Source organism: Clostridium folliculivorans (genome assembly GCF_024341905.1).
Classification (GTDB): domain Bacteria; phylum Bacillota; class Clostridia; order Clostridiales; family Clostridiaceae; genus Clostridium_AR; species Clostridium_AR folliculivorans.
On the sequence record NZ_BQXY01000007.1, the window covers coordinates 131,248 to 143,746 of the forward strand.

Sequence of the window (12,499 nt, forward strand, 5' to 3'; positions counted from 1 at the left end):
CTACTTTTCCTTTAATCTTTGTGATAAGTACATATATTCTAGTATCTTTTTTCTATCATACAGTAATTTCTTTTCCATTACTGTCTGCATTATTATCTCAGCTAATTTTTCTGAATCATGCCTTATAAGCCCTTTATTAATATTTACGAGGTTAGCTTTTACTACTTCTACCCCCATCCTTTGTAATTCCGCTAAATCCAATTCAACTATCTCTGATCCATCTTCTAAGTATCTTTTCTTAAGTTCATCTGATATATTGTCCACATTAGCAATTACACAATCAACTGTATCTTTTCCACAATAATCATTTAAAATTTTTATATGATCTGATACCTTAAATCCATCTGTTTCTCCTGGTTGGGTCATTATATTAGATACATAAATTTTAAATGCCTTGCTTCTCTTAACAGCATAAGTTATTTCTTTTACTAACATATTAGGAATGACACTAGTATACAGACTTCCTGGCCCTAATACAATGGCATCAGCCTCTCTTATAGCATCTAGTGCATCATCTAGAGGCTTTGCATCTTCAGGTATTATAGATAACTTCTTTATTCTAGTTTTATTTTCATAGGCAATCTCAGGTATCATTGATTCGCCTTCAACAATCTGCCCGTTAGCTAATTCTGCTTTAAGCTGCATATTTTCCAAAGTCACTGGCAGAACCTTACCAGTTACAGCTAATACTGAACTCATTTTTTGAACTGCATCTTCAAAATTATCAGATATTCCATCCATGGCTGCTAAAAATAAATTACCAAAGCTTTGATTTTTTAACCTACCATCTTTAAATCTATATTGAAGCAAATCCTCCATAAGTGGTTCTGTATCAGCTAGCGCTAATATACAGTTTCTTATATCTCCAGGAGGAAGAATTCCTAAATCTTCACGTAAATCTCCAGAACCGCCACCATCATCTGCAACAGTGACTATTGCTGTAATATTAGATGTATAATACTTCAAACCTCTAAGCATAGTAGAGAGTCCAGTACCTCCACCTACAACTACAATCTTAGGTCCCTTTACTAAGAGCCTCTTTTCATAAATAAGATTTTCTATCTTTTCGTTATCAAAAGAGACCTTTATATATCCTTTATTCATTAACGCTATTACAGCTCTTATACCTTCTGTTACTGACACATAAATTATAAAAATTCCTGTTATATTTAAAAAAATAAAAAATACCTTATATGGGATATTATAAATCTTATGCTGCACGAGTTCATTTAGTCCAAAAGCTATAAATAGAATACCTAATATTGCATACACAATCCATCTCTTAAGTTTAATTCCTGGCTTTAACCAATCTATTAACCTCATAGCTTCTTAGCTCCTCTGTTGACATCTTCGTTAACATCTCTATGCTCAATAGTAGCCTTAAATCCATCATTATTTAAAGTTTCATATATTGCATTAGCTATAGCTACTGACCTATGTCTTCCTCCAGTACAGCCTATAGATACAATAAGTTGTCTTTTACCTTCCTTTACATAGTTAGGAATTAAAAACTTAAGCATATCCTCTATCTTTGACATAAAATCTTTAGTCTCAACCTTTTCTAATACATACTTCTTCACTGGCTCATCATTTCCTGAGAAAGGTTTAAGCTCTGGTATATAAAACGGATTAGGCAAAAATCTTACATCAAAAACTAAATCTGAATCCATAGGTATACCATATTTAAATCCAAAAGATACTACGGTAATTGACAATGGTCTTTCAGTTGTAGTACCACTACCATATAAAAGATTTAACTTTTCTCTTAAATCTCTTATAGCATATTTAGAAGTATCTATTATGTTGTCTGCTCTATCCTTTATTTCTCTAAGCTTCTTTCTTTCTTCTTCTATTCCATTTATAACTCTTCCATCTGGAGCAAGCGGATGGCTTCTTCTAGATTCTTTGAATCTTTTCACAAGAATATCATCTGAAGCTTCTAAAAATAATATCTCATATTTAAGTTCATTTTCTTTTAGTGAATGAAGTGTTTCAAATAAATCATCAAAGAATATTCCACCTCTTATATCCATTACAAGAGCTATCTTATCAATCTTCCCATCACTTTGCTGACACGCCTCTGCAAACTTACATATAAGCTTTGGAGGTAAATTATCTACGCAAAAGTATCCCAAATCTTCTAAACTTCTTGTTGCTTCTGTCTTACCTGCTCCAGAAAGACCAGTCACTATTACAAATCTCATAAATATCCTCCTTGCTAATTTCTTTCGGTTCCTAACTGAGAACCTGTTCTAATCTTAAAACTATCTAAGGATTAAAGTGGCACATCTTTTGATGTACCACTTTATAAGCAAACTTATATCTTCTTAGTCTCTTTTGAAAACATTGAAGTGCTTGAAAATCACTTAGTTACTTAACCGGCACATTATGCTTAACTGTTAACTTATCCATTGATTATTTTATTTCTTACCATAAGATTCAAATTTCAATTATTAATATATATAATCCAAAATTCTCAAACATGAATTTTGAAAAATATATTAACAAAACTTACTTTAATGAGCTTTATAATAAACACTTATGTTAAAAATTTAATCAATATGCTTATATATCTAAATGAGAATTATAAATTATATAAAATGTAAAATCATTAAAACAATGACTTTCCCATAAGTATAATTTAAACTTACTTAATATAGATATCTTTCTATATTAAATTATATCACAAATTATCACTTTTATAGATATACAATTTTCAAGTTAGGCTATGTGTTTAAAATTACCACAATTTATTTATGGCTTTAATCTTGTTCTGTCTCTTGGAAACAAAGTAGCTTCTCTTATATTATTAATCCCTAAAAGTTGGGCTGTTAGTCTTTCTAACCCTATTGCTAATCCTCCGTGTGGAGGCATACCATATTTAAAGGCATCAAGATAAAAATTAAAGTCTTCTGGATTTAATCCTTTATATTTAATATTTTCTATAAGCTTTGAATATTCATGAATCCTTTGACCTCCTGTAGTTATTTCTACCCCTCTAAATAGTAAGTCAAAGCTTCTAGTTCCAAATTCTCCTTTAGGCATTGTATACATAGGTCTTTTACTTCTTGGATAATCTGTAATAAATATAAACTCTGAATTAAATTCTCTTTTTGCATATTCACATATCTGCTTTTCTGCTGAAGGGTCTAAGTCTGTAGTAAGGCCATTACGTGAATATTTCATTTTCAGTATTTCTATTGCCTCTGATAAAGTTATTTGTGGTATTTCTTGTTGTATTTCCGGTACCTGAATACTTAACATATTAAACTTATCTCTAAAATTCTCTTCTATCTTGGAAAGTATGGATTTTAACATCCTTGTTTCTAACTTAATAAGTTCTTGTTCATCTTCTATAAAACATAATTCTAAATCCATGCTAACATATTCATTGATATGTCTTGATGTATTATGCTCTTCCGCTCTATAAACATGACCAATCTCAAAAACTCTTTCATATCCTGACGCAACCATCATTTGTTTATAAAATTGAGGACTCTGAGCTAAATAAGCTTGCTTCTCAAAATAATTAACCTTAAATAATGCAGTTCCACCTTCAGCTCCCTCGGCTACAAGTTTAGGTGTATATATTTGAGTAAATCCTTCATTGATTAAGAACTCAGCAAATCCCTGCGAAAGCATCGCTTGAACTTTAAATATATAATTATTATTCTCGTTTCTTAAGCTTAGTACTCTATTATTTAGTTGAGTTTCTAGATTACTTTCAATTTTACTGGTATTAATAGTTATAGGCAATTCTTCCTCTACTAAATTGATTGTATTAATCCTCTCCACTTGAAGTTCAATATTCCTTATAGAATTCTTTCCTTCTACTACAGTTCCCCATATTTCTAGTACTGATTCTAACTTTATTCCTTGTATTTCAAACTTATCATTTTCTACCACACACTGAATCATACCACTTCGATCTCTAACAACTAAAAAGCTCACCTTACTCAAGCTTCTTATTTTATGCAACCATCCTTGAATTTTAACTCTTTCTCCACTTTTAAGTTCACTGATTAATGTCCTTTCCATTAATACTTCCTCCTCTTTATTTAAATTTGCTATACACCAAAAAAGTCGCTGAAGCGGCCTTCTTCAGTGAGCTTTTTTACGCATCTGCCTTTCCGAATGAATATGAGGAAAATTTGGCAGGCGAATAAGTTTTATTTTTTTTGCTGTATAGCCATAAAAATTTCTAAAAGCACTGAAATACCTAGGTTTAACTAATTTGAAAATTTTATAATTTTCTATACAGCAAAAAATCCCTTGAATAAATTCAAGGGACGTTAAATACGTGGTGCCACCCTATTTAACTCTATAATAAGTTAATCAATGGTTAAAATTATACTAAGCACCAGAAACTACTAGGTTTACTTAGCATAAGGACTATATACCTTAATATATAGTAAAACAAAAAAACTCACTCCAAAAGGAGCGAGTTTTATACTCACGGTACCATCCTAATTAACTTAATAAAAGCTATCTCTACAATATAACGGTCTTTACCCGGCTCAACCTACTTAAATAAATTTTTCAGTCTTGCATCTCAGAGATGTCCTTCAAAATGTAACTCAACATGGGCTCACACCATCCCCAATTCGCTTAAGTTATTATTGCACTTTTACTTTTCTCTTCATTGATTTTATTTTTATTGATTATACATCACTTGTTATAAGTTGTAAAGATGTATTTAAATTACAAGTGAAATATGTTTTAATTAATATTTAATATATCTTATGTACAATAATCTAATCAAATACTCCTTTCTTAAAATTTTTATCGAAATCAAGAAAAACTTTTATTATAATATATTTTAATTAATATATAGCTTAAAGTTAAATATCATTGCAAATCATCTTAAGGTCTTGGAGTATCTATTCTTTTTCCCAGCAACGGAAATAATAAATAAAATTCCTGGTATAATGAACTGTAATGGCACATGTACATATAGAGGCACAATCTCTAATCCTATATGAAAATGTTGTATTGGATTAACCATTAAGAAGTATGATAAGAATATCATTATAATCCCAAGGATTACTATAAGAATATTTCTATGCTTTAGATCTACTTCAAAAACAGTCATGGTCATTTCTACAGAGCAATAAAAAAATATAAGAATTTTATAAAATCCACCTAGCATCAAAAGCAGTATAGCCAGAACATCGAGCCTTTGTATAAATGTTCCAATCTGTATACTCCCTACTGTTTTTAATACGGGAAATATAGATATCTCTACAATAGTAGCTGAAATTATTGCCACATTAATAGCTGATGTTAATGCTAATATTAAACCGCTAATTATATTTGAAAAAAGCGCTGTTTTTCTTATCTTGTGCGCATCCTTATCGGTTACATTACTATATATATTCATAAAAGTAATGGTTTCACCGTAAGGAACTGCTATAGCTAGTGGAAATAATACCTTTATAATTGGACCCCATCCATATTCTAGAACAGGTTCTAGTCTTTCTAACTTAGGAAGTTTATTGATAAATGCAAATCCAAAAAGTATTACTACAGTAAACATAACTGTTTTGTATAAAAGTACAGCTCCTCTTCCCATTGCTTCTATACCTAAATAAACACAATATATAACTGGAATGCTCATAATAAATATAATCATTATATTTGGGGTCTGTGGTAATGCTGTTGATTTTATAATAATTCTGAAGTCATTTATTACTCTATTTGCTGTATACAAAAAATATGCTATGTATAATAATGATATAAACTTACCCAAACGTTTCCCTAAAAGTTCCTCTAATATCTTTCCTAAGTTATTTCCTTCAGTTTTATTAAATATATTAACGTACATAAAGGTCAATATGGTGCCAAAGGTCATGCCCATCAATATTACAATCCATGCATCTTGTTTTGCACTTGTGGCTAGAGGTATAGCTATCGCACTTCCAAGTTGGAATAAGATCATCATCCTAAGAAATTGTCTCGAACTTATTTTACTATTCATAGCACACTCCTTAATGCGAAGGCTTTAGTGATTTCGTAGTAGTTCCAGTACCTGTAACTTCTACATCAATATCATACTCAACAGGGAGAGTAGGAAATTTCTCATTCCAATCCTTTGAAATATTCTTCCATAAATCAAATCTCTCATTCTTAATCACTTCACCAAATCCAAAGATATCTGTTTGGAATTGAGTTTGTATCTCTGATGTGGATTTGCTAAATCTTAATTTTAAGTATTCTTCAGTCTTTTTTTCTATTTGGGTTACTGTAGTTGGCTTATCAATAGGTATAATGCCCATAGCTTCGGTTATAGATGCTTTTATCTTTATATTTACTTTTATCTTTGGTTTTCCCATTACTTCTTCAACTATTATCTTCCTACTCAATTTTTCAGCAGAAAGGTTAACAAACTCGTTAGGATCCACCCATGGAACTATTATTAAAAATCCTTTTGAATCCCCTAATAAAATATTTATTAACGTACTCTGAGAATCATTGAGCCACCCTACCAGCTTATCACCTTTAAATGCAGCTATCGGACCAACTTGTATATTCGTTGGAACATCTACATTTTCTATATTATTTATGTTCATTCCTATATCACTTTTGCCATGTACAAATATGCTTGTGAGAATTGGTTCAGCGCCGTCCTTTTCCAAGCTTTCAATAAATTCAAATAATTTTATAGTAGCAGTCGCAGCCCATATTTTTTCAGACACCTCTAAAGAGAAGAAAATTTTATTTGCAGGAATTCTCTCCAATGGAGTTAGTATATTAAGCGCCTCTGTTGCTTTTTCACCTTTTACTACAGTTATATAAAAATCGCTTCTTATCTCTGTATTTCTTAACAAATAGTCTAGGGTCTTTCCAACACCTTCTCTAGCTAAATCTTCACCGAATACTAGCAACCTTAAGTGTCCTAAGAATATGTTTCTAGGTATCTCTAGGCTTAATCTTCTTACGGCTTCCTCTATAGTCTTACCTTCCATTCTATAAGTTGTGACAGGTGTTCCCACTGAATTTTTATTTAAAGCAATTTCTCCTGGGTTTAGTATTTGAACTGTCACTAAATATCTATCATCTTCTTTATCTATGCCTAAGGCTGTTACAATAGATATCTGTGAAGGTTCTCTAGCTCCCCAGCATCCTACAAGATTTATACTTACTAAAATTGCACTTATTATTTTAAAAATTACTTTCATAGCCATCACTTCTTAAATATATTTTTAATTATCATTTTAATAACTTTAGTCACCTTAGAATCATTAGCTATATTTTTAGGCGCCATAGTTTTTGGCGCCATAGGTTCCATATAAGGAGTTCCAAAACTTTGTATACTACATAGATGAAATACTATAACTATTATTCCACTAATTATTCCAGGTAGCCCTAAGGTAGCTCCAAGAATTAGTATTGTATATCTTAATAATCTTGATGCATTTGCCATAATATAATTAGGGCATACATAAGTTGCAATGGCGGTTAGTGCAACTAATATTATTAATATTGGTGAAAAAATACCTGCTTCTATAGACGCCTGGCCTAGAATCAATGCTCCTACTATAGATATAGTTGGTCCAACCACTCTAGGCATTCTTACAGCAGCTTCTCTTAAGATATCAAATATTATTTCTAAAATAAAAGTTTCAAAGGCTATTGGAAAAGGAACACTGAGCCTTTGTGCCGCTATGCTTATATATAATGCTGTTGGAATCATCTCTTGATGAAAGGTAAGTATAGCGCAGTATACTCCTGGGGTTAATAGAGCCATCACATAACTTATAAATCTAATTACAAGAATAAAACTCCCCATATAATTTCTTACATAAAGCTCCTCTGTTGTTTGAAAGAAATTAATAAATACTGATGGAAGTACTGATACAAACGGCGTACCATCTACCACTATAGCTATCTTTCCTCTCATTAAAGCTGTAGCCACAAAATCTGGCCTTTCAGAGCTATATATGGTTGGAAATGGTGAAACTTTGTTTCCTTCTAGATAATCTTCTATAATTGAGGTTCCAACTACAAATTCTATATCCAACCTTTTCAATTTGTCTCTTATTTCATCAACAATCTTTTCATCAGATATTTTTTTTATATAAACCAACGATAAATCTGTTTTAGAATTTGTGCCTAAGCTAAATTCTTCGAATACTATATCTTTATTTTTTACTCTTCTTCTTATAAGGGCTGTATTTGTTCTTAGAGTTTCAGTAAAGCCTTCTTTTGGTCCCTTAATTACGGTCTGAGTACTTGGTTCTTCAATGCCTCTTTGAGCCCAATTCTTAGAATCTATTGAAATAGCTTTACTACTGCTATCTATTAGTAAAATAGTTTCTCCAGACAATATACTTTCATATATCTTTTCTATATCAGTTACTTCGTCAATCTCACCAAAAGCCAATGAATGTCTTTTTATAAGTTCAAACCAATCTATATTATTACTGCTAGGTAAACTTATATCAGACACTCTTACATCCAGCATAAGTGCTTTTAAAATAAGACTATTTACTGTGTCATTATCAGAAAGTCCATCTATATATATTATTGATGCACTAGTCTTCTGATCTTTTCCTATAGCAAATTCTCTAATTACTAAATCATTGCTTGACCCAAGTACATTTTTTATGGCAGCTAAATTTTCTTGAAGTTTAGAACTTATCTCATTCATAATATCAACCACCAAATACTGTTATTTATAATTAAATTGCCCCAAAAAAAGAGCTTATATACTATCAATAGTATATAAGCTCTTTTAGGCTAAACCTTATTTAGCCTCTTCACCAATAATTCTAACTTCTGGATGAAGTTCCACATTAAATTTATCTTTTACAGTAGATTGTACATAATGTATAACAGCCAATACATCTTCTGCTGTAGCATTTCCCTTATTTATAACAAAACCTGAATGTTTCTCAGAAACACCGGCCCCCCCAATAGTAAAGCCTTTAAGTCCCGCATCTTGAATTAATTTTCCTGCAAAATAACCTGGCGGTCTTTTAAAAGTACTTCCTGCAGATGGGTATTCTAAAGGCTGCTTTTCTTCTCTTCTAGCTGTTAATTCATCTACTCTTCGTTTTATAGACTCATGGTTACCAACTTTTAATTCAAAAGTAGCACTAATAACTACAAATCCTTTTTGCATAACAACGCTTGACCTATATCCAAGTTCTAACTCATCTTTGGTTAAAACTTTTATTTCATTTTTATCATCTAAAACAATCGCTTCTTTTATTACAAATACAATTTCACCGTCATAAGCTCCTGCATTCATAAATACCGCACCACCGACACTTCCTGGTATACCACAAGCAAATTCAAATCCTGTTAAACTATTTGCTAAGGCTTGTTTAGATACATCTGCTAAAAGTGCTCCGCATTCTGCCTCTATTTCAGTGCCGTTAACTGCTATCTTATTAAGTTTGCAAAGCTTTATCACTACACCTCTTATTCCCCCGTCTTTAACAAGGATATTAGAGCCGTTACCTATAATAAAATATGGGACATTATGTTTTTTACATAAATCAATAGTCTTTTTCACCTGTTCAACATTGTTAGGATTAACTAGTATATCTACTGGTCCTCCAACTTTAAAATATATGTGCTCACTCATAAGAGAATTTAGTTCTATATCTTTTCCATCATAAATACTAAAAAGCAGCTTACTAAACTCTAAATACTTATTCATTATTAAAACTCCTCATGATTTTATTAAATACGCTCAATTAAATAGTATAAAGTAATTATTGCCCTTTAATCAAGGCTTAAATCAGAAAGTTTGCCTTTTTTCTTTAAGTAAATTAAAACTTTATTTTTATCTGTGTTTAATATCAACTCTTCTGGTACCTTTGCTTCTTCTATTATCTTATGTGAAATAGGAAACTTGCCTATATCTAATGATACATGAGCGTCAGAGCTTAAGACAATCTTAACGCCATATTCAGCACAAATCTTTGCAATTTTTATGCACGTGGCTTCACTACCAGGCCTTGACTTAAATGAACTATTATTTATTTCTATTATCTTATCTTCAGCCTTGGCTTTTTTCACAACTTCTTCTTCATATATAGGAAAATAAGCATTTCCCATATGTCCCATAATATCTATTAAAGGATTATCCATAGCATTTATCAATGCCCTTGTATTCTCCTCTCTGGTTCTCGGAGTTATACATACATCATGAAGACTGGCTAATAGGATATCCAGACTCTCTTGTGTCCTTTTAGGGATATCTAAATTACCATCAAAATCAATTATATTAGCTTCACATCCTCTTAGATGGATTACTCCATAAAGCTCTCTTGGAAGTGTCTTAATATTATTGAAGTAGAATAGATGAGGACCTCCAGGCATATTAGGGCCATGATCTGTAGTTGCTAACACTTCGATTCCGTTTTCTGATGCCCATTTTATATTTTCTAACCATGTAGTATATGCATGACCGCTTACAATTGTGTGTGTATGTGTATCTAAAACATACTTCATATAGTAAACACTCCTTCTTAAATTATTTTTTTGATGCAAAATATCCTTTTATACTTTCAGCTGCTTTTTTATCTATACTAGGAGTATCAAGCAATTCTTCAAAAGAAGCATTTTTTATATTTTCCACACTTCCAAACTTCATAAGGAGTTCTTTCCTTCGTTTTCCACCTACATTAGGAATATCTTCTAATACTGAATGCAATGTCCTCTTATCTCTAAGAGAGCGATGGTACGTTATTGCAAACCTATGTACCTCATCTTGTATCCTAGTTATCATATGCATCAAATTTGAACTTCTACTTAAGATAAGTTCCTCATTATTATATATCAAACCTCTAGTCTGATGCTTATCATCTTTTACCATGCCACAAACAGGAATATCTATTCCAAACTTCTCCAATACTTCAAGAGCTACATTTACTTGTCCTTTTCCGCCATCCATCATAATTAAATCTGGAAAACTTGAGAATTTGCCCTTAGAAAACTCTAAATTTCTTTCTTGTATAGCCTTTATTTCCTCGAGACCATGAGAAAACCTTCTTTCAAGAATTTCTCTCATACTATCGTAGTCATTAGCACCTTTTACTGTTTTTATTTTGAATCTTCTATAATCCGAATTCTTAGACTTACCTTCCTCAAAAACAACCATAGTTCCTACAGAATCAACCCCTTGAATATTTGAAATATCATAGGATTCTATTCTCATAGGCATACTTTCAAGATTTAGTAGCACTGCAAGTTCTTCAAGCGATACTCTATTTATTTCCTTATCCTTCAATATTTTGTCTTTGAATTGTTCAAGAGTCATTTTGGCATTGTTCTGGACCATTTCTAGCATATCTTTCTTGTCACCCTTTTTAGGTATCTTTATCCAAACCTTAGATCCCTTTTTAATAGTCAAAAACTCTTCCATTAAGTCAATATCTTGTATGTCAGGTACATAAACATTTTTAGGTAGCTGAGCTGTTCCACCATAAAAAGAAGTTACAAACTCAGATATTATTTCCGAAACATCATCATTTGCTTTGTCTTGGAACATAAAATGTTCTCTTCCTGTAATCTTTCCTTCTCTAAGGAAAAATACTTGAACACAAATATCTTTTTCATCGCTATAAACATTAATAAAGTCCTCGTCAGCTTCTCTCGCTGTAAACATCTTCTGCTTTTCACTTATGAATTCTATTGATAATATTTTATCTCTTAGTTTTGCAGCTTTTTCAAATTCTAAGTTTTCAGAAGCTATATTCATTTCACTTCTTAAATTCTTTATAAGCTCCGTATCCTTACCATTTAAAATATTGGTTATATCATCAATCATCTTCCCATACTCAGCTTTAGATACAAATCCACCACAAGGTGCATTACATTGTTTTATATGGTAGTTTAAGCATGGTCTAGTTCTTTCTCCATCTTCCAATATGACTCTCTTACAGGTTCTTAAAGGGAATATCTTTTTTATCATTCCTATAGTTTCATATACAGCAGGAACATTTGTATAAGGTCCAAAATACTTATTTCCATCCTTTGCATAATTCCTAGTTACATACACCCTCGGGAAATCTTCATTAGTAGTAATTTTTATAAAAGGATAAAATTTATCATCCTTAAGAGCTATATTATACTTAGGACTATATTTCTTTATAAGATTACACTCAAGGAGTAAAGCCTCCATTTCTGAATCAGTGACTATATACTCAAACTCAGAAATATTTTTAACCAAAGCCCTAGTTTTTTCAGAGTGATTCTTAGAGTTTTGGAAGTACTGTCTAACTCTATTTTTTAATACCTTAGCTTTACCAACATATATTACTTCCCCTAGGGAATTTTTCATTATATAAACCCCAGGTTTATCTGGAAGTATTTTAAGCTGATGTTCAAAATCAAACATTTATTGTACCTCCTAATTATGTATTTAATAAATTTTAGCTATATTTAAGACACTTAATTTCACACCATGCTTAAATTTTAAATATAGAAATAGTTTTAGATAAACAAATATACGTATATAAAATATTGTTTACCTAAAACCTTATTT

General features: G+C 31.2%; 9 protein-coding genes and 1 other annotated feature. All 9 genes read right to left on the reverse strand.

Annotated elements, in window-relative coordinates; genetic code table 11:
• Positions 1-1,323: a gluconeogenesis factor YvcK family protein gene (locus OCU55_RS18270; RefSeq protein WP_261853730.1), complete on the reverse strand. Its 1,323-nt coding sequence runs from the start codon at positions 1,321-1,323 to the stop codon at positions 1-3.
• Entirely contained in the window at positions 1,320-2,204 is an 885-nt protein-coding gene (gene rapZ / locus OCU55_RS18275) for an RNase adapter RapZ (protein ID WP_261853731.1), read from the reverse strand. Before rapZ ends, OCU55_RS18270 begins: the two co-directional genes overlap by 4 nt.
• A 550-nt stretch (positions 2,205-2,754) precedes the next feature.
• The gene (aspS, locus tag OCU55_RS18280; RefSeq protein WP_261853732.1) at positions 2,755-4,038 is read right to left on the reverse strand and encodes an aspartate--tRNA(Asn) ligase; all 1,284 of its coding nucleotides are present in this window, start codon (positions 4,036-4,038) and stop codon (positions 2,755-2,757) included.
• A gap of 395 nt (positions 4,039-4,433) precedes the next feature.
• Positions 4,434-4,652, reverse strand: a binding site (T-box leader).
• A 206-nt stretch (positions 4,653-4,858) separates the two neighbouring features.
• Positions 4,859-5,977, reverse strand: a complete 1,119-nt coding sequence (locus tag OCU55_RS18285; protein WP_261853733.1) for a GerAB/ArcD/ProY family transporter — start codon at positions 5,975-5,977, stop codon at positions 4,859-4,861.
• Positions 5,978-5,987: 10 nt separating this feature from the next.
• The gene (locus OCU55_RS18290) at positions 5,988-7,178 is read right to left on the reverse strand and encodes a Ger(x)C family spore germination protein (protein ID WP_261853734.1); all 1,191 of its coding nucleotides are present in this window, start codon (positions 7,176-7,178) and stop codon (positions 5,988-5,990) included.
• Positions 7,179-7,183: 5 nt separating this feature from the next.
• Entirely contained in the window at positions 7,184-8,650 is a 1,467-nt protein-coding gene (locus OCU55_RS18295) for a spore germination protein (protein ID WP_261853735.1), read from the reverse strand.
• A 96-nt stretch (positions 8,651-8,746) separates the two neighbouring features.
• Positions 8,747-9,667, reverse strand: a complete 921-nt coding sequence (murB, locus tag OCU55_RS18300) for a UDP-N-acetylmuramate dehydrogenase (protein ID WP_261853736.1) — start codon at positions 9,665-9,667, stop codon at positions 8,747-8,749.
• A 65-nt stretch (positions 9,668-9,732) separates the two neighbouring features.
• The gene (locus OCU55_RS18305) at positions 9,733-10,464 is read right to left on the reverse strand and encodes a phosphatase (RefSeq protein ID WP_261853737.1); all 732 of its coding nucleotides are present in this window, start codon (positions 10,462-10,464) and stop codon (positions 9,733-9,735) included.
• Between the two features lie 22 nt (positions 10,465-10,486).
• On the reverse strand, positions 10,487-12,352 hold the full coding sequence (gene uvrC / locus OCU55_RS18310) for an excinuclease ABC subunit UvrC (protein WP_261853738.1): 1,866 nt from the start codon (positions 12,350-12,352) through the stop codon (positions 10,487-10,489).
• Positions 12,353-12,499 lie beyond the last annotated feature (147 nt).